General features: G+C 44.7%; 19 protein-coding genes and 1 pseudogene. 13 read left to right on the plus strand and 7 right to left on the minus strand.

Features of this window, described 5'->3' with window-relative positions; all coding sequences use genetic code 11:
• Positions 1 to 144: 144 nt before the first annotated feature.
• From GVO62_RS18115 to GVO62_RS18130, 4 genes are all read right to left on the minus strand, one after another.
• Positions 145 to 1356, minus strand: a complete 1212-nt coding sequence (locus GVO62_RS18115; RefSeq protein WP_159120446.1) for a NupC/NupG family nucleoside CNT transporter — start codon at positions 1354 to 1356, stop codon at positions 145 to 147.
• Between the two features lie 12 nt (positions 1357 to 1368).
• Positions 1369 to 1992, minus strand: a complete 624-nt coding sequence (udk, locus tag GVO62_RS18120; protein WP_105930445.1) for a uridine kinase — start codon at positions 1990 to 1992, stop codon at positions 1369 to 1371.
• A gap of 188 nt (positions 1993 to 2180) precedes the next feature.
• Positions 2181 to 3134 carry a hypothetical protein gene (locus GVO62_RS18125; RefSeq protein ID WP_159120447.1) on the minus strand — a complete coding sequence of 318 codons (954 nt, stop codon included), beginning with the start codon at positions 3132 to 3134 and terminating at the stop codon, positions 2181 to 2183.
• Complete coding sequence (locus GVO62_RS18130; RefSeq protein WP_159120448.1) at positions 3134 to 4027, minus strand: PhnD/SsuA/transferrin family substrate-binding protein; 894 nt, start codon at positions 4025 to 4027, stop codon at positions 3134 to 3136. Before GVO62_RS18130 ends, GVO62_RS18125 begins: the two co-directional genes overlap by 1 nt.
• Positions 4028 to 4409: 382 nt before the next feature.
• On the opposite strand from GVO62_RS18130, the gene GVO62_RS18135 reads away from it, so the two are divergent.
• Together GVO62_RS18135 and GVO62_RS18140 are read left to right on the plus strand one after the other, a co-directional pair.
• Positions 4410 to 7583, plus strand: a complete 3174-nt coding sequence (locus GVO62_RS18135; protein ID WP_159120449.1) for a TonB-dependent receptor — start codon at positions 4410 to 4412, stop codon at positions 7581 to 7583.
• 193 nt (positions 7584 to 7776) lie between these two features.
• A complete protein-coding gene (locus tag GVO62_RS18140) occupies positions 7777 to 8460 on the plus strand; it encodes a type 1 glutamine amidotransferase domain-containing protein (protein ID WP_105930398.1) in 684 nt (227 codons plus the stop codon).
• Between the two features lie 134 nt (positions 8461 to 8594).
• Here the strand turns inward: GVO62_RS18140 and argR are convergent, their stop codons facing one another.
• Positions 8595 to 9059, minus strand: a complete 465-nt coding sequence (argR, locus tag GVO62_RS18145) for a transcriptional regulator ArgR (RefSeq protein ID WP_105930397.1) — start codon at positions 9057 to 9059, stop codon at positions 8595 to 8597.
• Positions 9060 to 9296: 237 nt separating this feature from the next.
• Here argR and mdh point away from each other — a divergent pair, with 237 nt between their 5' ends.
• Positions 9297 to 10235, plus strand: a complete 939-nt coding sequence (mdh, locus tag GVO62_RS18150; RefSeq protein ID WP_159120450.1) for a malate dehydrogenase — start codon at positions 9297 to 9299, stop codon at positions 10233 to 10235.
• A gap of 548 nt (positions 10236 to 10783) precedes the next feature.
• On the opposite strand, the gene GVO62_RS18155 is transcribed toward mdh, so the two are convergent.
• Complete coding sequence (locus GVO62_RS18155) at positions 10784 to 10954, minus strand: hypothetical protein (protein ID WP_159120451.1); 171 nt, start codon at positions 10952 to 10954, stop codon at positions 10784 to 10786.
• A 563-nt stretch (positions 10955 to 11517) separates the two neighbouring features.
• Here GVO62_RS18155 and GVO62_RS18160 point away from each other — a divergent pair.
• Positions 11518 to 12424: pseudogene (locus GVO62_RS18160) on the plus strand (peroxidase family protein); the annotation flags it as partial.
• A gap of 324 nt (positions 12425 to 12748) precedes the next feature.
• On the opposite strand, the gene ppc reads toward GVO62_RS18160, so the two are convergent.
• Positions 12749 to 15370 (minus strand): phosphoenolpyruvate carboxylase, encoded by a 2622-nt coding sequence (gene ppc, locus GVO62_RS18165; RefSeq protein WP_159120452.1) that lies wholly within the window; start codon positions 15368 to 15370, stop codon positions 12749 to 12751.
• A gap of 232 nt (positions 15371 to 15602) precedes the next feature.
• Between ppc and GVO62_RS18170 the strand changes: the two genes are divergently transcribed.
• The 9 genes from GVO62_RS18170 (at position 15603) to GVO62_RS18210 (ending at position 25162) form a co-directional block, all read left to right on the plus strand.
• Positions 15603 to 16223 (plus strand): FKBP-type peptidyl-prolyl cis-trans isomerase, encoded by a 621-nt coding sequence (locus GVO62_RS18170; protein WP_159120453.1) that lies wholly within the window; start codon positions 15603 to 15605, stop codon positions 16221 to 16223.
• Between the two features lie 299 nt (positions 16224 to 16522).
• Positions 16523 to 17701, plus strand: a complete 1179-nt coding sequence (fabV, locus tag GVO62_RS18175) for an enoyl-ACP reductase FabV (protein ID WP_159120454.1) — start codon at positions 16523 to 16525, stop codon at positions 17699 to 17701.
• Between the two features lie 511 nt (positions 17702 to 18212).
• Positions 18213 to 19553, plus strand: a complete 1341-nt coding sequence (locus tag GVO62_RS18180) for a Na(+)-translocating NADH-quinone reductase subunit A (protein WP_159120455.1) — start codon at positions 18213 to 18215, stop codon at positions 19551 to 19553.
• 3 nt (positions 19554 to 19556) lie between these two features.
• Positions 19557 to 20759 carry an NADH:ubiquinone reductase (Na(+)-transporting) subunit B gene (locus GVO62_RS18185; protein WP_014950797.1) on the plus strand — a complete coding sequence of 401 codons (1203 nt, stop codon included), beginning with the start codon at positions 19557 to 19559 and terminating at the stop codon, positions 20757 to 20759.
• Positions 20749 to 21513, plus strand: a complete 765-nt coding sequence (locus tag GVO62_RS18190) for a Na(+)-translocating NADH-quinone reductase subunit C (protein ID WP_105930389.1) — start codon at positions 20749 to 20751, stop codon at positions 21511 to 21513. Before GVO62_RS18185 ends, GVO62_RS18190 begins: the two co-directional genes overlap by 11 nt.
• Before the next feature lie 10 nt (positions 21514 to 21523).
• Entirely contained in the window at positions 21524 to 22156 is a 633-nt protein-coding gene (locus GVO62_RS18195) for an NADH:ubiquinone reductase (Na(+)-transporting) subunit D (RefSeq protein ID WP_118492037.1), read from the plus strand.
• 3 nt (positions 22157 to 22159) lie between these two features.
• On the plus strand, positions 22160 to 22768 hold the full coding sequence (nqrE, locus tag GVO62_RS18200) for an NADH:ubiquinone reductase (Na(+)-transporting) subunit E (protein WP_159120456.1): 609 nt from the start codon (positions 22160 to 22162) through the stop codon (positions 22766 to 22768).
• Positions 22769 to 22788: 20 nt separating this feature from the next.
• A complete protein-coding gene (gene nqrF / locus GVO62_RS18205) occupies positions 22789 to 24021 on the plus strand; it encodes an NADH:ubiquinone reductase (Na(+)-transporting) subunit F (protein ID WP_159120457.1) in 1233 nt (410 codons plus the stop codon).
• Between the two features lie 115 nt (positions 24022 to 24136).
• Entirely contained in the window at positions 24137 to 25162 is a 1026-nt protein-coding gene (locus GVO62_RS18210; RefSeq protein ID WP_105930387.1) for an FAD:protein FMN transferase, read from the plus strand.
• Positions 25163 to 25167: the final 5 nt, after the last annotated feature.

Below are 25167 nucleotides of genomic sequence, written 5' to 3' on the forward strand. Positions count from 1 at the left end.
CGGCATTATAAAGGTAGACGGGCTACAGAAAAAAGTCGCAGAAATTGACATAAATCAACCCCGCGATGAATTGGCGCGTAATTTACAGAAACCTGACTAGTTAGTCTAGTTTTTTCTTGACCAACTGGTCTAATTTAATGATCTTTAACCTAGAGAGAGGAAAAAGCCTGCCAGTGCGGCACTCATTAAATTAGATAGCGTAGCTGCGATAACTGCTTTTAATCCTAATCGCGCAATTTCATTTCTGCGTGTTGGTGCCATTACACCAATTCCACCCATCAAGATTGCGATAGAAGAGAAGTTTGCAAAACCACAAAGAGCAAAGGTGATAATGGCCTGAGACGCTTCAGATAGCTGTGCTTGGTTTTCCAAGAAGTTAAGGTAGGCAACAAATTCGTTCACCACCATTTTCTGACCAATAAAGCTGCCTGCAAGTTGTGCTTCGTCCCATGGGACGCCGATTGCCCATGCAAGAGGTTGAAGTACATAACCCAGGATCCCTTCAAACGTTACGTTTTCATAGCCAAATAGTCCTGCACTCCAGCCTATAAGGCCGTTGACCATCGCTATAAGTGCAATGAAAGCGAGTAGCATTGCGCCCACATTTAGCGCAAGCTGCATGCCTGACGATGCACCACTGGCGGCAGCGTCAAACACATTAGCGTAAACGGTATCTTCCGCTTCCACATTTTTAGATTCTATGCTGGCAGTGTTTGTCTCTGGCAATATTATCTTTGCCATAAGCAACCCTCCAGGAGCAGCCATAAAGCTGGCTGCAAGTAGGTATTTTAACTCTACACCCATACCTGCATATCCGGCCATTACCGAGCCCGCAATAGAAGCCAATCCACCCACCATAACCGCAAATAGCTCAGATGTAGTCATATTAGGAATAAAAGGACGCACGACCAATGGTGCTTCAGTTTGCCCAACAAAGATGTTAGCGGCCGAAGACATTGATTCCGATTTGCTTGTTCCCAATAGCTTTTGTAGCGCGCCACCGATGATCTTTATTACGATATTCATCACTTTTAAATGATAAAGAACTGCAATCAAGGAGGAGAAAAATACGATAACCGGAAGTACATTAAACGCAAATATAAAGGCTATAGATTTGTCGCCAATAGGGCCAAACAAAAAGTTAATTCCATCTTGGCTATAAGCAATAATATTGGCAACAAACTCTGTTGATGCTAACAGAACCTCTTTTCCAGGCTCAGAATACAGGACAAATGCGCCAACGGATGCTTGAATAGCAAATGCGCCACCCACGGTGCGCAAATTTATACTGCGTTTCGCTGATGATAACGCAAAAGCAATACCCAGAAGGACTGCAATGCCCAGTAAACTTACCATAGAAATGTTCCCTTAAAGAAGCGCTTGCTGAATGTGTGATTTGATCACATCTAATGCAATTTGGTTTTTACCACCTTGCGTCACTACTACGTCGGCAGTGAAGCGGCTTGGTTCGATAAATTGATGATACATAGGCTTTACAGTCTCTTCGTACTGTTTAGCAACAGACTCGATACTGCGACCACGTTCTTTAAGGTCACGCATCATCCTGCGCATCAGACAAATATCTAGAGGCGTATCAATAAAAATCTTAACGTCATAAAGAGGAAGCAAATCTGTTCGAGCCAACAACATAATACCCTCGAGAATGATAACAGGAGCCGGATTAAGGCGTTCTGTTTCAGGTAATCGAGTATGCGTTTTATAGCAGTAGTGCGGATAATCAATCGGCTGACCTTCGCGCAAAGCTTGCAGATGTGCTTTTAATAGTTCATGTTCAAAGGCATTAGGGTGATCGTAATTATTTTTCTCACGCTGTTCCATCGGAAGATGGTCTTGCGCACGATAATAGTGATCTTCACGCAGTACTTGAACAGGACGACCCTGAGCACTGAAGCCGTTGAACAAATTTTTTGTAAAAAGAGACTTTCCAGAGCCTGAAGCCCCAGAAATGGCAATAATAAGTGGCGATTGCATAGTACTATAAAGCTGGTTTTGTTGGTGCAAAGATACGCGTTTAGGCCTCGCGAATCAATGATATATTCACAAGTTATCTGTTTTTGGATCGGTCTTTGCTAGAACTTTATTGTATTTTCAAGGCATTGCAGGCTGTTTACTTAATTAGCAAAAAATGACAAAAAGCTCTCCAAGTGGTCAGTTTTTAGTTAGTTACCGATGATTGTTATATCCTCTTGCTTGATAGATGGTATTGCGTAAGAGTGTTGTTTAGACCGAGAACCCTCGCCCTGAGCCCGCGGTGGGTAATACGTTTCTTTCTCTTCGCTGAATGAAGAGAATACTTCGTCTAGAGCTGCTCTAATTTCGCTTAACGTCTTGTCAAGATTTGCGTTGAAATCTGGGCGCTTACGTTTTGTGTGGCCAAGTTCAATTAAGCGACCAAAACTTTTATTTGCAAGGGCTAATAGTTCACTTGGCACATCTTTGTGCGGGGGGAGTGGTACACCGGGATGTTCAATGCAATATTTCACCAGTGCAGTGTAAAAGCAAAGTGGCTTGTTTTGCAGGGTAACGACCTTATCGTCGATACCATTTGAAATTGTTTTTTCCTGAAGATTGATTACCAGCTTCGGTGAAGGCGGAATCACTTCTTCTAGCGACATTGGTTTCTTTTTAACCTTATTTGAGACACTGAAAATAGGGGTCAATAGTAGTGACGACAGCAGTGCAGTCCAGCTAAAAGAGAGCGCACTTAGCGTTCCAACGGCTCGAATTTCTGCGGTAATCGTTTGTTCTGCGTTCTTGAAATTAGCATTAATAATAGAACTGTAAGATGTAAAATCTTCTTTATCGTCCTCAACATTCTGAATACTCTTTACAAGAACTGGATAACCTCCATCGTTGAGCGCCTTATTGAGTTTCTCTAGATACCTAATAATTGCAAATTGATTAACGGGCGTATTTAGCGTGCTGTTTCCTACGTCAAGAAAGGCGCTATCCAAGCTTATTCTTCGTTCTACCTTGTCGACTGCTTCATGAATTGATGATTGATGAGACCAGTATTGTGCGACGAGAGCCACACACTGTATACACGCAAAAAGTGCAAAGAATATAAAAAAGATAAAAGGCTTAGGCTTCCAGTTGAGAGATTTATTACTCATTAGTTACAGCCTTCTTCAAGTGTAATCGTTTTGTAATAAGGCCTTGGGTGTGACATAGCTATCTCGTTTACAACCGTTTGCATGGCACAAAATAGATCCGTGTTTTGCGTCAGCATTTTTAAGTACCACTGCATGCCGCTAACATCCTCTTGAAGGGGCGTTGCATAGTTTTTGGAAAAGTTCTCACTATCTTCTTCAGCCCAATAGGACGAAATTATATCGATTTCGCCGGCGAGTAAGGCTCGCCTCAATTCTTGATGAGAACTGTAGTAAACAATGTTTACGTTGCTGTCACTTAACCCAATATTCTGTATCACGGTTTTCGGCACAATGTGGCCAGAGCGGCTGCTTGGATAATCTAAAAGTCCAATGCTTTTTCCTAGCAAATACTCTTTTGAAAGCAGTGGTCGTTCTCTCAAGGCAATAAAAAACGCTGAATAATCTGGATGGGAAGCTAGTTTCGTTAACCCATATATCTGATCTGCGCCAAACGCATCAACCACATTACTTTTTACCAGCGCCAAGTTAACCACGCCGTGGTTAATGTAACGGAAGGTGTCATAGTCGCTTTGACCGATAGTTACCTTCACCTCGCCATATTGACGCTTGATGATTTTATCATCACACAAACGCTCGCTAGCCATTTCTGCGATTCTGCCATCGGTAACATAAACAGAAAAAACATCATTGTTACCCTCAAGACCAGTCTTGCAGGTTATGTAATGACCAGTTTGTGGCGCGATATCGCCATACGATGCAGAATTTAGAAAATAGTTTATCGAACCACAACTAACAGCGGCCAAAATAAAAATTATCCATTTTCCTGAAGCAACAATTCTGAAATTAGTCAAAAAAACGACCGAATGAATTAACGATTTATAATGTGATTTCATCAGTTAAGGTTATTTATTGCAATAGGTAAGTTTATTTTAATGTGTTAATGTATTAATAATTAAAGGTTTTTTATGGGTAAACCTGATTTTTATTAAACGCTGTTTATTAGTTGCCCGTCTGTCAAGAATAGATCCAGCAAATCGAAGCGGGTCAGCAATAATAATAACAAGTAAATTAACTTGACCATGTGGTCAAGAAAAAATTTGCAAACTCAATAATCTCGTACGATTGCTGTTAAATAAAAATGTAAAAGTGTAATAAAAATGACATGAACCTTGACGACAATTCATCAGGTTCCGGTTAAGATGCAAGCACACTGCGTGATTTATGTGCAGTCTTTGGCCGAAAAAAAGAATTTTAAACAAAAAGGGAAACACACACATGAGCTCATCAGCTAAGTTCAGCCGCATCGCGGCTGCGGTTGCGCTGTCAATCGGTTTGTCGACCACTGCAATGGCGCAAGAAACGTCATCTGCAATGGAAGGCCGCATCCTTACCCCTACAGGTGCACCTGCTGCGGGAACATCTGTTACAGTTATTCACGAACCTACTGGTACAGCCCGTGAAGTAACTGTGGGTGCTAACGGTACGTTTAACCTTCGCGGTCTTCGCGTTGGTGGACCTTACAGAATTGTTGTTGATTCTGACGAGTACCAAGACACCACAATCGACAGCGTATTCCTAGAGCTAGGTAACCCATTTGGCGTTAACCTTACTCTAGAAGATGCAAGTGATATCGAAGTTATCTCTGTTAGCGGCAGTTCACTAGCTGCAACAGCGTTTGGTGCGACGGGGCCACAGACGGTATTTAATCTTGAAGCACTAGAAAATACTCCTGCTATTAACCGTAGCATCGGCGATATCGTTCGTGTTGACCCTCGAGTTTTCGTTGATGAAAGCTTCAACGACTCAATTAGTTGTGGTGGTGCGAGCCCGCGTAACAACAGCTTGACCCTAGATGGTATTCGTATGAATGACAACTTTGGTCTAAACAGCAATGGCTTCCCAACTGAGCGTATGCCTTTCTCTTACGATGCAATTCAACAAGTAGCGGTTGAGCTTGCTCCTTTCGACGTAGAATACGGCGGCTTCACTGCGTGTAATATCAACGCAGTAACCAAATCAGGTACAAACGAAGTTCACGGTGGTGTTTTCTATGACTTTACGTCTGACTCTTACCGTGGCGACGAAGTTGACAGCGTAGAGCGTGACAACGGTAACTACACTGAAAAACGTTACGGGTTCAACGTTGGTCTTCCACTAATTAAAGATAGCCTTTTCCTTTTTGCTGCATATGAGAAGCTTGAAGGCGTTCAGTTATATGATTACAACGCGCTAGGTAGCCGTGTAACTCAAGACGACATCAACCAAGTTACTCAAATTGCGCAAAACGTTTACGGCTACGATGTTGGTGGCACACCAGGTTCTGCACCAGTTGAAGATGAAAAGATTCTAATCAAATTAGACTGGAACATTAATGCTGATCACCGTGCTTCATTGGTATACAACTGGAACGACGGTTTCAGCGTAAGTCAGTCTGATGGTGGTTCAACTAACCTTTCTCTTAGCAACCACTTCTACGAGCGTGGCGCTGAGCTAACTACGATTGTTGGTTCACTATACTCAAACTGGACTGACGATTTTACGACAGAACTTCGTATCGGTCACACTGACCTAGATAATCGTCAGCAGTCACTAGACGCGGCTTCTGGTTTTGCTGAAGCGCAAATTGAAACAGACGGCGGCGGTCGTATCTATATCGGTCCTGATGATTCTCGTCAGTCTAACGACCTTAACTATGAAGTATTCAACTTCAAGCTTGCTGGTACTTATTTCTGGGGTGACCACGAAGTTACAGCTGGTGTTGAATATGAAGAAACTGACGTATTTAACTTGTTCATGCAGCACACGGTAGGTGAATACCGTTTCAGAAGTATTGAAGACTTTGAAGCTGGCTTGGTTGACCGTATTTACTACAACAACTCAGCGGGTACAAACAACCCAGCTGACGCTGGCGCGTCTTTTGCGTTCGATATTACTACGTTCTATGTTCAAGACGAGTTTTATCTAACCGACGACCTAAAAATTATGGCAGGTCTTCGTTATGATACTTACGGCTCAGACGACACGCCTCGCCTGAATGAAAACTTCACTGAACGCTATGGCTTTGCCAATACGGCTAACGTAGACGGTATCGACCTTCTTCAACCACGCTTTGGCTTTACTTATACAGTTAATGAAAGCTTAGAGCTACGCGGTGGTTTGGGTCTTTACTCTGGTGGTAACCCGAACGTTTGGATTTCGAATGCTTACTCAAACGACGGTGTGACGAACATCGGTACGCGTGAAAGACAAATTGATGGTTTCGTAAGCGGTACTACTTCATTGTTTGACTTAGCGCTAACGGGCCAAGGTCGTCCAATCTTCGACGTACCACAAGATCTATTTGACGAAGTGGCGAACACTAGTCTTACAGATGGTGACGGAAACACGAATGCAACTGACCCAGACTTTGAAATTCCGTCTGAGTGGAAGTACGCGTTAGGCTTCACCTACGTGACTGAGAACGACTACCTAATCAATGCCGATATGATCTATACCGATCGCCAAGACTCAGCGATTGTTAGAGACGCAAACATCGTTTACTCAGGTCAAAACCGTTTTGATGGTCGTCCAATTTACGAGCGCATTGACGCAGACCGTAACGAGACGTCTGACTTTATTCTTGGTAACGTGGATTCAAGTGACGACGGTAGCTCGCTTGTACTTTCAATCGGCGTAAGCAAAGAATGGGATAATGGTTTCGACATGGCTGCATCATATGCTTATGTTGACGCTGAAGATGCTAACCCGATGACAAGTGCAGTTGCGTTCTCGAACTACGCTAACTTTGCAACTAGCGATCCTAACAATCCATCTGCAGCAACGTCTGACTACGCTGTTGGCAACCGTTTCAATTTCTCACTAGGCTATACAGCTGAGTTCTTTGACGGTTATGCAACGCGTTTCAACTTGTTTGCAACGGCTAACGAAGGTAAGCCTTTCTCTTACGTTCACAGCAACAACTCAGCGTTCCCTTGGGATGGTGTGTTTGCTCGTCAGCTTATTTACATTCCTGAAGTAAACGACCCGAACGTAGTGTTTGTTGATCAGACAAACCGTGATGGTGATGTACTTCAAACAGCTGAAGTTGCTGAAGCTGCATTCAATCGTTGGGTTGAAGATAATGGCTTCGAACGCGGCGAGATCCTTGAGCGTAACAGTGAAACTGCTGACTGGTGGTTTAAAGCTGACCTACGTGTATCTCAAGAGCTTCCTGGCTTCTATGAAGGTCACACAGCAAGCGCGTTCTTCGTAATCGAAAACTTGACTAACTTAATCAACGACCAGTGGGGCGACTTCCGTCAGGGTAGCTTCGGTGGTGATCAAGTGTTAGAAGCAAACTTCAATGACGCAGGTCAATACGAGTACAGTGCATTCTCAAGACCAGAGCAGAGCGTATCTCGCGGTCCATCACTTTGGGAAATCCGCGTAGGTGTTAACTACCGCTTCTAAGAAGTAGTAAACACTAACTACAAGTTGTAGTGTTAGGTGCCACTCTCCTTAACAGGAAGTGGCACTTTTTTATGCCTGCGATTTATCTCACTCATTTGCTACTAATCGATCCTTCTCTTCTTTTATGATCTAAGACCCTTCACCACACGAATTAATTGGCGTTACATTTTTTAAATGCTCGCAAGGAGGGCTTATGTCAAAACGTATGTTAATGGTAATGACGTCTCACGAAATTATGGGCGACACGGGTGAGAAAACAGGTATGTGGCTAGAGGAGTTCGCCGCACCTTATTACGCATTTAAAGACCAAGGTTATACAATTACATTGGCCTCGCCGATGGGAGGGCAGGTTCCGATTGATCCTAACAGTCTATCTGACGATGCCATGACAGATGATGCAATTCGATACACGAAAGATGAGTTAGCGCGTAGTGCAATCGCTTCGACTATTCCGCTTGAAGATGTTCGTGCTGAAGAATTCGACGCGGTATTTTATCCTGGCGGTCATGGACCATTGTGGGACCTCTCAGATAACGCGCACTCCATCAAATTGATTGAAGAGACTATCGCTGCTAATAAACCCGTCGGGGCAGTTTGTCACGCTCCAATCGTGCTGAAGGATGTAAAAACTCCTGATGGCAAGTATTTAGTAGACGGCAAAGCGGTAACCGGTTTTTCAAATAGCGAAGAAGCTGCAATGGAACTCACTGATGTAGTGCCTTACCTAGTTGAAGATGAGTTAGTCAAGAAAGGCGGAAATTATGAAAGTGCAGATGATTTTGCTGTGAAGGTTTGTACTGATGGTCTATTGGTTACCGGTCAAAATCCGCCATCGTCACGCCCAGCAGCAGACGCGCTCATTAAGCTTCTGTCCTAATTAACGTGCTAATACTAAAAATGAAGAAACCGCCTTATTACGGCGGTTTCTTTGTTTTGCGAAGCCATAATTTCGTTCAAAGCGCTCTTTAGTCAATGGCACTTTTACTTATATTGATAGACAGAAGCATTTTTTTAAACGTTCTCAAACAGGTCTTCAACCCGCTGTCTTAGCTCTTCTATTTTAGATACATCTGCGGGGGCAATAAATATTGTATCATCGCCGGCAATGGTACCTAACACACCGTCTTTTTTGCTCAAAGAATCTAGCAAGCGCGCGATAAGCTGAGCAGCACCTGGACTCGTTCTGATAATCACCATCACATTGTTGTGCACAATGTCTAATACGAGCTGTTTTAACGGGCTTTTAGCCGTTGGCATACCAAGCTCAGGGGGAAGGCAATAAACCATGTCACCACGGGCGTTACGCGTTCTTACCGCACCAAACTTGCTCAGCATTCTTGATATTTTTGACTGGCTGATATTGTCAAAGCTTTGCGACTTCAAAGCATCCACAATTTCGCCTTGTGAACCGTAACTTTCCGCTTTGAGAATCTCTTTAAAAGCCTTGATGAGTTGCTCTTGTTTTGCGTTTGCCATTAGCGCTCTTTTCTTTTCTGAGGGTTATCGTTAGGAATTATATTTAGTATGCGTATATTGTGCCGCACAGGTGGACTTTGCGCAATTTCTTTGCATAATCATTCATGATAATGAATATCGAATAAAAATCGCCATAAATAACGTTAATAAGACGATCCGGTGATTGAGTTTTCCCCCGCGTTGCATTAGTGTGACGTTCCGTTTAAATACGTGAAGTAATCCCATAGGAGAAATGGTATGAAAGTAGCCGTGTTAGGTGCTGCCGGTGGTATTGGTCAGGCGCTGTCTTTGTTGTTGAAAACACAATTGCCAGCAGGTTCAGATTTAGCGCTTTACGACGTTGCGCCAGTAGTTCCTGGTGTTGCCGTTGATTTGAGCCACATCCCAACTGCGGTAAAAGTAACCGGTCACGGTAAAGATGACCTTGCTGGTGCACTTACTGGAGCAGACGTTGTTCTTATTCCAGCAGGTATGCCTCGTAAGCCAGGTATGGATCGTTCTGATCTGTTCAACATCAACGCCGGCATTGTTAAAAACCTAATTGAAGGTGTAGCTGATAACTGCCCGAACGCGTGTGTTGGTATCATCACTAACCCAGTGAACACTACTGTAGCTATTGCAGCTGAAACGCTAAAAGCAAAAGGCGTTTACGACAAGAACAAGCTTTTCGGTGTAACTACGCTTGACGTTATCCGTGCTGAAACTTTCGTTGCTGAACTTAAAGGTGTAGACGTATCTTCAGTGCACGTACCGGTAATCGGTGGTCACTCTGGTACAACTATCCTTCCTCTACTTTCACAAGTTGAAGGCGTTGAGTTTACTGACGAAGAAGTGTCTAGCCTAACTACTCGTATCCAGAATGCGGGTACTGAAGTTGTTGAAGCAAAAGCGGGCGGTGGCTCTGCAACCCTATCTATGGGTCAAGCAGCAGCGCGCTTCTGTTTATCTCTAGTTGCAGCAATGCAAGGTGAGAACGTGGTTGAGTACACTTACGTACAAACTGACGACAGCGACGACGCAGCATTCTTCGCACACCCAGTTCGCCTAGGTGCAAACGGTGTTGAAGAAATCTTGCCATACGGCGAGCTAAGCGCATTTGAAGAAAAAGCGAAAAACGACATGCTTGAAGGCCTACGCGGCGACATCAAGCTAGGCGTTGACTTCGTAAACGGCTAATCGGTGAGTGTCATTGGCGGGCCTTTGAACGTAGGCACGCCGTGAATACTTCCCTGTAGGCTTCGCCACCGCTTCCCTGCGGTGGAGAGCCTACTTATCAAAGCCCCGCCACCTCCAAACACCTCAATAGCCTAATCACTGAAGTTTTTTTAGAAAAGAGCAGTCTGTTACGACCTTACTTATCGAGCTTTTTTTGTTGCATCTTTGTAGACATTGCGACGGCGTTTGTGGTGCAAGTTTACTTATCAAAACTTCTCTCAGCCCCAAATCTCATTTTTCTATATTTATAGATTTATTACCCACAGATAGGGGGGCTTCGTTAAAATCCAAACGTTGAATAATTCCATGCTGAAGAATGACTATGTAACCCAGCGTTAGTACGGTAAATGTGTAAAAAAAAGAATCGCTATCTTTAAAGTAGGAGGCGATGAACGTTGTAAAGATCAAAACTAGGTAAGTGAAATCAGCCAATTTTTTATGTTTCATGGTGTTTTACCCTCATTAGGTGGAGATTAAAAGCTCGCCCAAAGGTGAGCTTTTATCACTTCTTACTCGCCGAAATAGCCAATGAACATCATTGCTCCGCCGACAGCGAGTCCGAATATACCTGTAGCTGGACCTCCGGCAATCCCAAGGCCTATTACTGCCATGCCTCCAGAGGTCCAGTCACTCATTGCTCCAGACACTTGTGTTACTTCTTCTACATTTAACTCTTGCATAAGTCATCCTTAATCTATTAATAAAATCCCCAAGAATTGGGACCTTTAAAGTGTATTAAGGTCGAAGCGACTTTTTAACTGTACGGATGATCTGTTTGTAACCTCTTGTGGGAAACCATGATTAATAAGGTCATATTATGTTGGCAATTTCGAATGGAACTGTGTTTAGGTTAGTTCAGAGATGGGTATTTCGTTACATCAAAAAGCCTGATTTCACCTGAATCTGCAGTAATACCTTTAACTGTAGTATAAGCATAACCCTTCAATATTCTGTGGCTGTCAGCCATGAGAAAAAGATTAGCGGCTTACCTGTATTAGTTCTAATGGGCAAGTGCCAATATGATGAGATAATGTTTTTGTAATGTGGGAAAGACCAAAATTTTGGCTATCCTTGAATAACGCTTTTTTGATGTCGAAGGTGGTGTCACAGCGTAACCCCATAGGTCAATCCTATAACCTAACTAACGTGTGAGTTGTATAACGCAAACGAACAGGCAAAGAGGATGTAATATGAGCGATGCAAAGTTAGGTGATGTGAATGATTCGACAAAAAATGCCCGGTCATGCATGGTGGTTTAACAGCCACGGGGACAACAGTAATGGACTGATGGGCTGAAGCCTTAAACTTAGACATTCTGCATCAGCACGATACGAAGACAACCCCAATGGAAGAGGACTTAGATTACCGTGAAGAGGTTAAAAAACTAGACTTTCAAGCCCTTAAAAAAGATCTCACCGACTTAATGACAGATTCACAGCCTTGGTGGCCAGCAGATTGGGGGCACTATGGCGGTCTTATGATTCGTATGTCGTGGCATGCTGCAGGCTCGTACCGAATTGCAGATGGGCCTTATTTACGTAAACCCTGAAGGCGTTAACGGTAAACCAGATCCACTTAAAACGGCAGCCCTCGTACGTGAAACCTTTGCGCGTATGGCAATGAACGACGAAGAAACCGTTGCGTTAGCAGCCGGTGGCCACACGGTCGCTAAATGTCACGGTAACGGAAGCGCAGAAGCGTTAGGCCCAGACCCAGAAGCAGCAGGCATTGAAGAAGCGGGTCTTGGTTGGATGAACCATGAGAGTCGCAGTATTGGTCGCGATACCGTATCAAGTGGCATTGAAGGCGCGTGGACGACGAATCCTACGCAATGGGACAACGGATATTTCCACCTACTGCTTAATAACGATTGGGAACTGAAAAAGTCTCCTGCCAGTGCTGAGCAGAGGGAACCAATTAACATTAAGGAAGAAGATAAGCTTGTTGATGTTGAAGATCCATCAAAACGCTATAACCCTATTATGACCGACCCCGATATGGCGATGAAAATGGATCCAGAATATAGAAAAATTTCTGAAAAATTCTATAACGATCGTGAATATTTCAGCGAAGTGTTCGCTCGTGCATGGTTTAAACTTACTCACCGCGACCTAGGACCAAAAGTTCGTTATATAGAGCCTGACGTACCTGTTCCTTTCTCACTAGGACGTGGTGATGCCACTGACGACATGACCTATGCTGAATCGTTTGATCCGCTAGAGCCAATTGCAGATGGTTACAGAAACTACCTTCAAAAAGACTTTGTTGCAGCGCGGACGAAGGTGATGAACGCAGACCGTTTTGATCTAACTTGTTAGTACTTATCTTGAGTGTAAGTAGAAAGACTTAAGCAATAAAAAAGCCCGCTTCATCATATGAAGCGGGCTTTCTTGATCTTTTTACTTAGCGAAGCGATTGGTGACTAACAAAATAAAGCTATGTGCGTCAATTCAACCACTTCGCTAACACAGTGACTAACCTGTATTACGCATACCAATGGCAATACCCGCGATGGTAACCATCATTGCGCGTTCTAAGCTGGTGTTCTGTGCATCATCACCGGCTTTACGAATACGATCTAGAAGCTCAATTTGCAGGTAATGTAGAGGTTGTAAATACGCAGCGCGAATTTCCATAGACTCTTTACCCTGCGGGTCGTTCTTCATAATGTCGTCATCGCCTGTGATAGCCAACAGTGACGAGATGCTTTCTTTAAGCTCGCTACGCAGCGCTTCACCAAAGTGCTTGAGCTCTTTAGGTACAAGGCGCTCATCATAAGCTTCACTAATGCGTGGGTCAGCTTTGTGGAACACCATGTCTAGCATTGAAAGACGCGAACGATAGAATGGCCATTCGCTGAACATCTCGTTAACCACTTTCTCGTTCTCAGGAGTCTTCACGCTATCAATAGCGCGCATCACGCCTAACCAGCTTGGCAGTACTAAACGGGTTTGAGCCCAAGCGAAAATCCATGGAATAGCACGAAGGCTTTCAATACCGCCTTGTGGCTTACGCTTCGCAGGGCGACTACCTAGCGGAAGTTTACCTAACTCTTGCTCAGGTGTTGCCACGCGGAAGTAAGGCACGAACTCTTCATCGTGTCTTACCGTAGCGCGGTAGTTATCGCGACCTTGGGCTGCCATTGCGGTAATAAGCTCTCGCCATTCTTCTTTAGGCGCCGGAGGCGGGAACAACATGGCTTCAATAATAGCGCTGGCGTAAATACCTAGGCTGCGTTTAGCTAGCTTTGGCATGCCGAACTTATAGCGAATAGTTTCGCCTTGTTCTGTTACGCGGAAGCCGCCGTCTAATGAGCCAGGAGGCTGAGAGTAGATAGCTGCATGTGCAGGCAAGCCACCACGACCAATCGTACCACCACGACCATGGAATAGGGTCAGGCTTACGTCAAATTCATCAGCAATGGCTACAAGCGCTTCTTGCGACTGGTACTGTGCCCAGCCTGCTGCTAGTGCACCAGCGTCTTTTGCTGAATCAGAATAACCAATCATCACAAACTGACGACCTTTCACGTAACCGCGATACCAGTCGATTGATAGAAGTTTGCGCATGACATCAGGTGAGTTGTTCAAATCGTCCAACGTTTCGAACAATGGCGCTACTGGCATTGGCCAATCTACACCGCTTTCCTGAAGTAGTAACTGAACCGCTAATACATCTGATGGCTCACTTGCCATAGAGATAATGTAGATCCCAAAGCCGTGCTTGCTGTGTTTCGCAATAACTTTACAAGTATCGAGTACTTCTTTTACGTCATCAGACGCATCCCATTGCGCAGGGAAGAGTGGGCGTTTTGAGCCCAGTTCTCGCAACAAGAACGCTTGCTTGTCGGCTTCGCTCCACTGTGCGTAGTCGCCAAGGCCAAGATAACGAGTTAACTCGCTAAATACGTCGGCGTGACGCTCAGAGTCCTGACGTACGTCTAGGCGTAGAAGGTGAATGCCGAAAACACGTGCACGGCGAATAGTATCTAGAAGTAGACCATTTGCTACAACCTGCATACCGCAGTCTAGTAGAGACTGATAGCAAAGCATGAGCGGTTCGATAAGCTCGTCGTCGCTTTCTATCCAGTTTGACGTGTCCGGGTTTTTACCCGCAAGATAGTCGGCAATACCATCGCGGGTAGCAATGAACTTGTTCACTAAAGGGCGAAGTAGGGCGCGGTATGGCTCGATGGCGTCGCCCACTTTTTCGCGTAGTTCTTCGTTGCAATCGTACATTGAAAGTTCAACTTGCAAACGATCAAGGTCGATAGCGAAAAGCTTAGCTGCGCGCTTTCTTGCCAGTAGCAATACTTGCTCGGTTACCTTTGAAGTAACAAATGGGTTGCCGTCTCTATCACCACCCATCCAAGAACTAAATTGTACTGGTGATGCGTCTAGCGGTAGCGATACGTCATAGTCTTCGTTTAATCGGCCATCAAGCTCGCGCATGAAATCAGGTACGGCTTCCCATAACGAGTTTTCAATAACGGAAAAGCCCCAACGCGCTTCATCAACGGGGGTAGGGCGAACTGAGCGAATTTCTTCAGTGTGCCAAGCTTGCGCAATAAGATCAGCAATGCGGGTTTCGATTTTCTTACGCTCAACATCACTAAGTGACGCCTGATGCACTGCTTGAAGGCAGTCGGCGAGTTCTTTGTGTTTGTGAATAAGCGTTCGGCGCGTGACTTCAGTCGGGTGCGCAGTTAATACAAGGTCAATATTCAGCTTTGCTACAGCATCTTGTACTTTGTCAGCTGTTAATTCAGCTTTATCTAGGTGTTTGAACAGCGCATCAATCGATGCATCGACATTCATTGCCGCGTTGTACTCTTGCTCGGCAATATTGCCCAAATTCAAGAATTGTGCGAAAGCACGGCCAACAGTCAACAAATCGCTGTCAGACATTGTTTTGAAAGTTTCTTTCAGTTCTTCACTGCATGCAGCGTCTCCCTGATAAGAGGCTCGGCCGCCTTTACGAATCTTTTCAATGCGGTCAAGCCACTCTTGACCCAATTGATTTTTGATTGTTTCACCTAAGGTTTTTCCTAGGTATCGAACGGTATCTTTCAGTTCAGCATCATAGTGTGTTTGCATGCTATCCTCCTAAATATATGGGCTAACCATACTGTGTCCTTTGCGACTTGTCTAACCACTTTCGGTTATAATTTACAACATTTTGATACTTTTGCACCCTAATTAACATTGCTCAAAGCAAGATATTTTATGGTGTGATACACTCTTGCACCGGAAAATGCAGAAACATTTTCGCATTATGCGGTTTGTTTGAAATTTGTACTGCATTTGTAATTTAATTTCAGGAGTTCTTGTGACTGATACATTCAATTCAGTAGAAACCCAAGCAAGTTACGGCATTGGTTTTCAAATGGGTCAACAATTGCAATCAAATCCTTTTGACGGTTTGGCAATCGATGCAGTTGTTGCTGGCCTAAAAGACGCTTTTGCGGGTCAAGCCCCTCAAGTTGACAACGATACGCTGCGCGATGCGTTTGGCGAAATTCATAAGCGTATGCAAGCGGCTAAAGAAGAAGCGAGCAAAGCAGTTATTGAAGAAGGCACAAAGTACCTTGAAGAAAACGCGAAGCGTGACGAAGTAACGGTAACTGAGTCTGGCCTTCAGTATGAAGTGATTGCGGAAGGTGACGGTGAAACACCAGATGCATCTAGCACTGTTCGTGTTCACTATCACGGTACGCTTATTGACGGTACAACATTTGATAGCTCTTACGAGCGTGGTCAGCCGGCTGAATTCCCTGTTGGTGGCGTGATTAAAGGTTGGACCGAAGCCCTTCAACTTATGAAAGCAGGTGCTAAGTACCGTCTATACGTACCACATGACCTAGCTTATGGTGAACAAGGTGCTGGTGCAGCGATTGCCCCATACAGCACATTGGTATTTGATGTAGAACTACTAGACGTTCTAGGTTAAAAACACCATTACAGGAGTGCTCACTAGCGCTCCTGTAAAATTCAGCCTTCACTTTTCTTCCCTCAGTCTCTTCTTTTGTTTTCCCACAAATATTTATTAGTTCTCGGCTAACAAGATGAAGTGATGCCGTTGTTTAATAACCTGTAAAATATAACAAATCTTCAAATATGAACGGGTGAGTGCTCAAGTTTTGTTGGTGTAACTACACGTATGCGATATGCTGGTTCCTTATCTGCTCCGAGTTGTTATCAGTGGCTTCGGCATTACAATAGGCCCACGCTCAAATAAGGAAAATTATTATGGTTATCAAGCCTAAAGTGAGAGGCTTCATTTGTACAAACGCGCATCCGGTAGGCTGTGCTAAAGCGGTTGAAGAACAGATTGCTTATGTGGAAGCAAAAGGTGACTTGGGCGAAGGTCCTAAAAACGTATTAGTGATTGGAAGCTCTACAGGCTATGGCTTGGCGTCACGTATCACATCTGCCTTTGGCTATGGCGCAAAAACACTTGGTGTGTGTTTTGAGAAAGCACCAACGGAACGAAAAACAGGTACAGCCGGTTGGTATAACACAGCTGCATTTCATGAAAACGCGAAAGCGAAAGGCCTGTATGCAGACACCATCAATGGCGATGCATTCTCTGATGAAATTAAAAACGAAGCCATTGAAAAGATCAAAGCGGAAATGGGCAAGGTTGACTTGGTTATCTATAGCCTTGCATCGCCCCGTAGAACCGACCCTGAAACAGGCGTAACGTATAAGTCTACCCTTAAGCCAGTAGGTGACGCATACACAACAAAAACCTACGATACTGATAAAGACAAAGTGCACGAAGTGGCACTAGAGCCAGCTAACGACGAAGAAATTCTGAACACTATCAAAGTAATGGGTGGCGAAGACTGGGAACGTTGGATGGACTTTTTGCGCGATGCAGATGTGCTTGCTGAAGGCTGTAAAACAACGGCGTATACCTACATTGGTAAAGAGTTAACATGGCCTATCTATGGTCAGGCAACGATTGGAAAAGCGAAAGAAGACCTTGATCGCGCCGCTGCCGCTATTATTGGCAAAAACAGCGACTTACTTGTGCAAGCAAATGTGAGCTCGTTAAAAGCATTGGTTACGCAGGCAAGCTCGGCCATTCCAGTAATGCCACTTTATATTTCACTTATATACAAAGTGATGAAAGAAGAAGGTACTCACGAAGGCTGCATTGAACAGATTTATGGCTTGTTTACACAGTGCTTGTTCGGCAATACACCAACGTTAGATGAAGCAAATCGCTATCGTATGGATGGTAAAGAAACGAACGACGCTACCCAAGCGAAAATTAAAGCGCTATGGGATCAAGTGACACAAGAGAACTTTCATGACTTAAGTGACTACAAAGGTTACCACCATGAGTTCCTAAAGCTGTTTGGTTTTGACATTTCAAGCGTTGATTACGACAGCGAAGTTGACCCATTAGTTAAGTGGTAATTCTTTAACTTACTATTAATTAACGTAACGTTTAAAAATGAAAAGCCGTCTGATTTGACGGCTTTTTTACGCCTAATTACAGTCTTCTACATAGGAAAGCTGCGCAAAATGTAAATGAGTGAGACCAAAGGTTTACATTAAATTGTAGAAAAATTTGCCTTTATACTTAAATAGCGTGGCACAAACGTATGGGTTAATGCTAAAATCCCGAAATTAAGTAGGGGCCTTTTCTGCCTCTACCAAAACAGCAGTAGCGATTGCAGCTACGCAACAACAATAATAAGTGTAAATTTCTGCTGGTGGTCTATAAAAATAGGGCGAATTAAGCGTCCGCAAAAGGAATTATGCGTTACGGCTTCATAACAGGCTGACCGTAACAATTGCAGCAGGTTCCATCATTCAACAACGAAAAGGTGTCTAACACCTGTTAATAGTGCGTTTTTGCATGCTGACAGGCCGGTTTCCTGCGGTCATGCAAAAGGGTATTTCTATTAGAGTAGTGCGATTACATATGATAAAAATCAAGAAAGGTCTCGACCTCCCAATTGAGGGAGCGCCAAAGCAGGAGATTGCTGATGCATCTGCTGCTACGCGCGTTGCCATTCTGGGAGAAGAATATGTGGGTATGCGCCCTACCATGCACGTCCAAGTTGGCGATGTAGTGAAAAAAGGTCAGGTACTTTTTGAAGACAAAAAGAACCCTGGCGTTAAATTCACTGCCCCAGCAGCGGGTGAAGTGGTAGAGGTTAACCGTGGTGCAAAACGTGTTCTTCAGTCTGTAGTTGTTAAAGTAAGCGGCAGTGATGCTGTGACATTTGACAAAATTGCAGCTGACCAGATCGCGAGCGCTTCACGCGAGCAGCTTCAGTCAATCCTTGTAGAGTCAGGCATGTGGACGGCGTTCCGTACACGTCCATTTAGCAAATCTCCAAAGCTAGACTCTGTTCCAAGTTCAATTTTCGTTACAGCAATGGATACTAATCCACTGGCAGCAGATCCTGCTGTGATTATTGCTGAGCGCCAAGACGATTTCGTAAATGGTCTTAAAGCGTTAACGCAATTGAGCGGCGGCAAGACTTACGTTTGTAAAGCGGCAGGTGCGTCAGTTGCTACTGGCGATGCGGCAGTTGATGTTGAAGAATTTGGCGGTCCTCACCCTGCGGGCCTACCGGGTACTCACATCCACTTCCTTGATTCTGCCGGCATGAACAAAACGGTTTGGCACATCAATTACCAAGACGTAATGGCGATTGGTGCATTGCTGACTTCAGGGGAGCTAGATAACCGTCGTGTTATTTCACTAGCAGGTCCTGCAGCAACAAACCCACGCCTAGTGCGCACGGTAATCGGCGCAGACTTAACCGAGCTAACTGCAAACGAGCAAGTTGACGGTGAAGTACGTGTTATCTCTGGTTCTGTACTTAGCGGTACAACGGCGATGGGCGTTCACGGCTTCTTAGGTCGTTTCCACACCCAAGTTTCACTATTAAAAGAAGGTCACGAGAAGAAATTGTTCGGTTGGATCCTACCTGGTTCAAACCAACACTCAGTGACACGCGCTTACTTAGGTCACCTAAGTGGTAGCAAGAAATTTGATATGACAACAACTACCAATGGTTCAGAACGTTCTATGGTTCCAATTGGTAATTACGAACGCGTTATGCCCCTAGATATCATTCCTACGCTTCTGCTTAGGGACCTGATTTCTGGTGATACTGACGGTGCTCAGACATTGGGTTGCTTAGAGTTGGACGAAGAAGATTTGGCATTGTGTACTTATGTATGCCCTGGCAAATATAACTATGCTCCTATCTTACGCGACTGTTTGGCCACGATAGAGAAAGAGGGTTAAGTCATGGGTTTAAAAGCGTATTTAGAAAAGATCGAACCAAACTTCGAACCAGGTGGTAAGCACGAAAAGTGGTATGCGCTTTACGAAGCTGCGGCGACCATTTTCTACACCCCAGGTAAAGTAAACAAAGCTAACACGCACGTGCGAGACAGCATTGACCTTAAGCGCATCATGATCATGGTATGGATGGCAACATTCCCAGCTATGTTCTTTGGTATGTACAACATCGGCTTCCAAGCGCAAGAAGCAATTGCTGCTGGTGCAGGTACACTACCTGATACGTGGCAAGCAGGCCTATTCGCTGCACTTGGAGGTGACTTGGCAAATGCGGGTACACTAGGTCTATTTTTCTATGGCGCATGTTTCTGGTTGCCAATCTACGCGGTAACGTTCGCGGTAGGTGGTTTCTGGGAAGTATTGTTCGCGTCTGTGCGCAAGCACGAAGTTAACGAAGGTTTCTTCGTTACATCGGTATTGTTCGCACTAACACTTCCAGCCACTATTCCTCTATGGCAAGTTGCACTAGGTATTACCTTCGGTGTTGTTATTGCTAAAGAAGTATTCGGTGGTACAGGTCGTAACTTCCTTAACCCAGCACTGTCTGGTCGTGCATTCCTATACTTTGCATATCCTGCACAAATTTCAGGTGACCAAGTATGGGTAGCGGCAGATGGTTATTCTGGTGCAACGTCTCTAAGCCAAGCGGCGTCTGGCAACCTTGACTATGCGAACATGGATCAGTGGATGAACAGCTTCATCGGTACTATCTCAGGTTCTGCGGGTGAGGTGTCTACCCTTGCTATTATTCTTGGTGGCTTGTTCATCATGTACATGCGTATAGCAAGCTGGCGCATTGTTGCTGGTGTAGCAATTGGTGTGGCGTTCTTCGCAACCTTGCTAAATCTAATCGGCAGCGATACCAACCCTATGTTTGCAATGCCTGCACATTGGCACTTTGTTGTTGGTGGTCTTGCTTTTGGTATGTTCTTTATGGCGACAGACCCAGTTTCTGCGTCGTTCACAAACCAAGGTAAGTGGGCTTACGGTATCTTCATTGGTTTCATGACGGTACTAATCCGCGTCCTAAACCCAGCCTTCCCTGAAGGTGTAATGCTAGCGATTCTATTTGCTAACTTGTGGGCGCCACTGTTCGACTATTTCGTCGCACAAAGCAATATCAAGCGGAGGGTAGCACGTGTCGGCTAAGAAAGAATCTTTAGGCAAAACGGTAGGTATTGTTGTTGCCGTATGTTTAGTTTGTTCAATTGTTGTTTCTGGCGCGGCTGTTGGCCTTCGCTCTCTACAACAAACAAACGCTGCTCTTGATAAAAAGAGTAACATTCTTAATGCTGCAGGCCTTTACGAAATGGGCATGAGCAACAACGCAATTGAAAGCACGTACAGCGAGCGAGTAGAGCAGCGTTATGTAAACCTTGACGAAGGTACTTTCGTAGAAGCGCCTAAGCCAGATTACGATATGTATAAAGCAGCCAAAGAAACTGAGTACAGCACAAAGGTAACTAACAGCAATGTTGGTTTCCAGCGCCGCCCTAACGTGGCAAGTGTTTACTTAGTTCGCGACGACGCAGGTGATGTTTCTCGTATCATCCTTCCTGTACACGGCAGCGGCCTTTGGGATCTTATGTACGGTTTCTTAGCGGTAGACGCAGACGGCCAAACGGTTCGCGAGCTTATTTACTATCAGCAAAAAGAAACGCCAGGACTAGGTGGTGAAGTGCAAAACCCTGCTTGGCAGGACAAATGGGACGGCAAAGAGCTTTACGAGAATGGCGAAGTTGCTATTCGCGTAGTGAAAAATGCTAACCCTAGCAATCCTCACACTATCGATGCGCTTTCAGGTGCAACCCTAACCAGCAACGGTGTTGAAAACACAATTCGTTACTGGGTAGGCGAGCAAGGCTTCGGCCAGTTCCTGAAGAACCAAGCATGGCGTTCATAAGGGAAGTCTCATGGCAGATACTAAAGAAATGAAAAAGGCCCTCTTTGGGCCAATCCTGGACAACAACCCGATCGCCCTACAGGTATTGGGTATCTGTTCAGCACTGGCAATTACCACTAAGCTGGAAACAGCATTGGTAATGTCGCTTGCGCTTACCAGCGTTGTAGCGTTCTCAAACTTGTTTATTTCACTAATTCGCAACCAGATTCCATCTAGCGTTCGAATTATTATCCAGATGACCATCATTGCGTCGTTGGTAATCGTTGTTGACCAAATTCTGAAAGCGTATTCGTATGAGATATCGAAGCAGCTGTCGGTATTCGTTGGTCTGATCATTACTAACTGTATCGTGATGGGTCGTGCTGAAGCCTACGCCATGAAGAGCCCACCTCTGATGAGCTTCCTTGATGGTATCGGTAACGGCTTGGGTTACTCTTTCATCCTAGTTGTAATTGGTACAATTAAAGAGCTATTTGGTTTCGGTACTATTTTAGGTTTCGAAATCCTTCCATTGGTTCAAAACGGTGGCTGGTATCAGGGTAATGGTTTGTTAATCCTACCATTCAGCTCATTCTTCTTAATCGGCGGTATGATTTGGGTAATCCGTACTATCCGTCCAGAGCAAGTAGAGCCTAAGGAGTAAGTCATGGAACATTATTTGTCGTTATTTGTTCGCTCAATCTTTGTTGAGAACATGGCGTTATCACTTTTCTTAGGTATGTGTACCTTCCTTGCGGTATCTAAAAAAGTTAAAACTGCTATGGGTCTTGGTGTAGCGGTAATCGTGGTACTTGGTATCTCGGTTCCGGTTAACCAAATTATTTATGTAAACATTCTTGCTCCAGGCGCGCTAGCATGGGCAGGTTTCCCAGAAGCTGACCTAAGCTTCCTTAACTTCCTTACGTTTATCGGTGTTATCGCGGCATTGGTACAGATCCTAGAGATGAGCTTAGATAAGTTCTTCCCAGCGCTTTACAATGCACTAGGTATCTTCCTTCCGCTAATTACCGTTAACTGTGCAATTTTCGGTGGTGTGGCATTTGCGGTACAACGTGAATACAACTTGACCGAAAGTGTTGTTTACGGCGTAGGAAGTGGTATGGGCTGGGCAATAGCAATTGTATTGCTAGCGGCAGTACGTGAAAAGCTTAAGTATGCTGATATGCCTGATGGTGTTCGTGGTCTTGGTTCTGTATTCATGATCGCTGGCCTAATGGCACTTGGCTTCCAGTCATTCACTGGTATTCAGCTGTAATAGAGCTCGGGAGCATATAAATGAATAATGTAGAAATATATCTAGGCGTAGGCATGTTCATTGCCATCGTTCTAGCGTTGGTATTTATTATCATGTTTGCCAAGTCTAAATTGGTACCAAGTGGTGATGTAACCATCACTATCAACGGTGACCCAGACAAGGCAATCAAAACTGCACCGGGTGGTAAGCTACTTGGTGCACTAGCTGACGCGGGTTACTTCGTATCGTCTGCGTGTGGTGGCGGTGGCTCATGTGGCCAGTGTCGTGTAGATGTACACTCAGGTGGCGGTGAAATTCTTCCAACTGAACTAGACCACATCACTAAAGGTGAAGCACGCGAAGGTTGCCGTCTTTCATGTCAGGTTGCGATTAAGCAAGACATGGAAATCGAACTGGAAGAGTCTGTATTTGGTGTTAAGAAGTGGGATTGTGAAGTTATCTCTAACGATAACAAGGCAACCTTCATCAAAGAACTTAAGCTTAAAATTCCTAACGGTGAAAGCGTGCCTTTCCGTGCAGGTGGTTATATTCAGATTGAAGCGCCAGCTCACCACGTTAAGTATAAAGAGTTCGAGATTCCTGAAGAATACCGCGGTGACTGGGAGCGTTTTGGCTTCTTCGACATCGAGTCTAAAGTAGACGAAGAGACTATTCGTGCTTACTCAATGGCGAACTACCCAGAAGAAGAAGGCATTATTATGTTGAACGTGCGTATCGCTACGCCGCCACCTAATAACTTAAGCCTACCTGCTGGTAAAATGTCATCGTACATTTGGAGCCTGAAAGAAGGTGACAAAGCGACTATCTCTGGTCCATTCGGTGAATTCTTCGCGAAAGAAACTGAAAACGAAATGGTATTCGTAGGTGGTGGTGCTGGTATGGCCCCAATGCGTTCACACATCTTCGATCAACTTCGTCGTCTTAAGTCTAAGCGTAAGATGAGCTTCTGGTACGGTGCACGTTCACTTCGTGAAATGTTCTACACAGAAGACTTCGACGAGTTAGCAGCAGAGAACGATAACTTTGAGTGGCACGTAGCACTTTCTGATCCTCAACCAGAGGACAACTGGGAAGGCTATACAGGGTTCATTCACCAAGTACTTCTAGAGAACTACTTGAAGGATCACCCTGCACCAGAAGACTGTGAGTTCTACATGTGTGGACCACCGATGATGAACGCGGCCGTAATCAACATGCTTAAAGATTTAGGTGTTGAGGACGAAAACATCATGCTAGATGACTTCGGTGGCTAAGCTACCAAGCTAACAAGCAATCTAAAAAAGGGGCGAAAGCCCCTTTTTTGTATAAGCTTAACGCGCAACGTACATCTCGCCTCAAGGCTGTGTACATGTTAGTAAGGACAACAATGTGATTCGATTTGCAATTCGAATTTTTCTCGCTTTTTTTGCTATAGGTATTCTTTTACTAGCAAGCTGTAGCGATGACAAAACGCCTGTGGTACACCTTCAGGGCCAAACTATGGGTACTACCTACAATGTGAAATACCTTGTAGCTGAAACGCCGGTAGAAGGCTTACAGGCTGAAATAGACGCCCGTCTTGTTGACGTTAATAAGATGATGTCGACCTATGACCCTACATCAGAGTTATCAAGGTTTAATCAATACCGCTACACCGATAACTTTGCTGTGTCGCCAGATACACTTACCGTGGTAAATGAGGCACTGCGCTTGGCAAACCTCAGTGGCGGCGTACTCGATGTAACCGTTGGTCCACTGGTTAACCTATGGGGCTTTGGCCCAACAAAGCGCCCTGAAAAAGTACCGAGCCAGGCAGACATCGACGAGATTCGAGAGTATGTAGGATATAAGAAGCTATTAACCACGCCGACGGGCTTAAAGAAAAGCCACCCAATGTTGTACGTCGACTTATCTACCATTGCTAAAGGGTTTGGCGTTGATGAAGTGGCAGAGATCCTTGAAAAGCACGGTATTGAAAACTACCTTGTGGAAATAGGCGGTGAAATGCGCGTGAAAGGCGAGCGTGGCGACGGCAGTGAATGGCTTATTGCTATTGAAAAACCGGTTACTACTGAGCGCGCTGTACAAAAAGTGGTGTCTATTGGTACTAACGCAGTGGCAACATCCGGTGATTATCGCAACTATTATGAAGAAGACGGTGTTCGTTATTCGCACCTAATCGACCCCACAACGGGAAAACCAATTTCCCATAACTTGGTGTCGGTCACAGTTGTTCACCCATCATCTATGACGTCAGATGGTTTGGCGACTGCGTTTAATGTGATGGGATGGGAACAGGCGATAGCGGTTGCAGAGCAAGAACAGCTTGCCGTATTTCTCATTCGTCGCACAGATGACGGATTTGAAGAGTATGCGTCGCCAGAATTTGATAAACTGGTCACAGTTCATAATTAGGGGGT

The organism is Alteromonas sp. KUL150 (assembly GCF_009811475.1).
Taxonomy (GTDB): domain Bacteria; phylum Pseudomonadota; class Gammaproteobacteria; order Enterobacterales; family Alteromonadaceae; genus Alteromonas; species Alteromonas gracilis.

Coding starts and splice junctions, on each gene's coding strand:
- fabV (WP_159120454.1), top strand. CDS start 16,523: ATGGTTATCAAGCCTAAAGTGAGAGGCTTCATTTGTACAAACGCGCAT.
- udk (WP_105930445.1), bottom strand. CDS start 1,992: ATGCAATCGCCACTTATTATTGCCATTTCTGGGGCTTCAGGCTCTGGA.
- nqrF (WP_159120457.1), top strand. CDS start 22,789: ATGAATAATGTAGAAATATATCTAGGCGTAGGCATGTTCATTGCCATC.
- mdh (WP_159120450.1), top strand. CDS start 9,297: ATGAAAGTAGCCGTGTTAGGTGCTGCCGGTGGTATTGGTCAGGCGCTG.
- GVO62_RS18125 (WP_159120447.1), bottom strand. CDS start 3,134: ATGAGTAATAAATCTCTCAACTGGAAGCCTAAGCCTTTTATCTTTTTT.
- GVO62_RS18155 (WP_159120451.1), bottom strand. CDS start 10,954: ATGCAAGAGTTAAATGTAGAAGAAGTAACACAAGTGTCTGGAGCAATG.
- GVO62_RS18180 (WP_159120455.1), top strand. CDS start 18,213: ATGATAAAAATCAAGAAAGGTCTCGACCTCCCAATTGAGGGAGCGCCA.
- argR (WP_105930397.1), bottom strand. CDS start 9,059: ATGGCAAACGCAAAACAAGAGCAACTCATCAAGGCTTTTAAAGAGATT.
- GVO62_RS18135 (WP_159120449.1), top strand. CDS start 4,410: ATGAGCTCATCAGCTAAGTTCAGCCGCATCGCGGCTGCGGTTGCGCTG.
- nqrE (WP_159120456.1), top strand. CDS start 22,160: ATGGAACATTATTTGTCGTTATTTGTTCGCTCAATCTTTGTTGAGAAC.
- GVO62_RS18185 (WP_014950797.1), top strand. CDS start 19,557: ATGGGTTTAAAAGCGTATTTAGAAAAGATCGAACCAAACTTCGAACCA.
- ppc (WP_159120452.1), bottom strand. CDS start 15,370: ATGCAAACACACTATGATGCTGAACTGAAAGATACCGTTCGATACCTA.
- GVO62_RS18140 (WP_105930398.1), top strand. CDS start 7,777: ATGTCAAAACGTATGTTAATGGTAATGACGTCTCACGAAATTATGGGC.
- GVO62_RS18195 (WP_118492037.1), top strand. CDS start 21,524: ATGGCAGATACTAAAGAAATGAAAAAGGCCCTCTTTGGGCCAATCCTG.
- GVO62_RS18130 (WP_159120448.1), bottom strand. CDS start 4,027: ATGAAATCACATTATAAATCGTTAATTCATTCGGTCGTTTTTTTGACT.
- GVO62_RS18115 (WP_159120446.1), bottom strand. CDS start 1,356: ATGGTAAGTTTACTGGGCATTGCAGTCCTTCTGGGTATTGCTTTTGCG.